The following is a 733-nucleotide window of genomic DNA, read 5'->3' on the forward strand; positions in this document are numbered from 1 at the left end:
AAAAATTACTTTGCCCACGGCAGCTACAACATCGGCGCCGCCACACGCTTTGTCGCCAAACAAACGCGCGGCGATTTTGATGCCGCAAGCGGTTTGGGCATAGACAAACGCGAAGCCGCCAAAGGCTTTACCGTTGCCGACGTGTACGCAGGCGTAAACTTCAAAGACAAATACGGCTTACGCCTGGGCGTGAACAACGTGTTCAACAAAAAATACGCCGAATACATCAGCGGCGACCACGTCCTCGCTCTATCCCCCAGTGTCGTGTATGCACCGGGCAGGACATATTGGTTGAGTTTGCATGCGGCATTTTAAAATCAGGCCGTTTGAAAGAATGCCTGCATTGGCTTATTAAGAATTAGGAGATAAAAAATGGATATGAAAAGACGCGATTTCTTAAAAATGACCGCCGCGCTGGCAGCCGCAGGCGTTTCACCTTCATTGTTAGCAGCCGGTAAAGAACAATTTACCGTATACGGCGCACCGGCAATGCCCAGCGTTACCATCGCCGTAGCGGCGTTGCAAGGCAAGCTGGCGAAGCAGGCAGATGTATCGCTGAAAATCTGGCGTTCGCCCGACCAACTGCGTGCAGGCGTGGCAAGCGGACAATTTAAAGTCATGATGAGTCCGAGCAATGTCGGCGTAAACCTGCGCAACCAAGGGCAGAAAGTCGGCATGGTCAATATTTTGACCAACGGCATCACGCAGCTGATGTGTAAAGGCAGCGCGATTA

General features: G+C 51.8%; 1 protein-coding gene and 1 pseudogene. Both read left to right on the forward strand.

The genetic code is table 11. The features are described 5' to 3' along the window. Positions 1 to 315: pseudogene (locus ACTHUR_RS13865) on the forward strand (TonB-dependent receptor); the annotation flags it as partial. A gap of 57 nt (positions 316 to 372) precedes the next feature. Further along, the coding region (locus ACTHUR_RS13870; protein ID WP_440399121.1) for a twin-arginine translocation signal domain-containing protein at positions 373 to 733 on the forward strand (361 nt) is incomplete at its 3' end.

It is taken from the genome of Neisseria sp. P0021.S007, assembly GCF_051956855.1.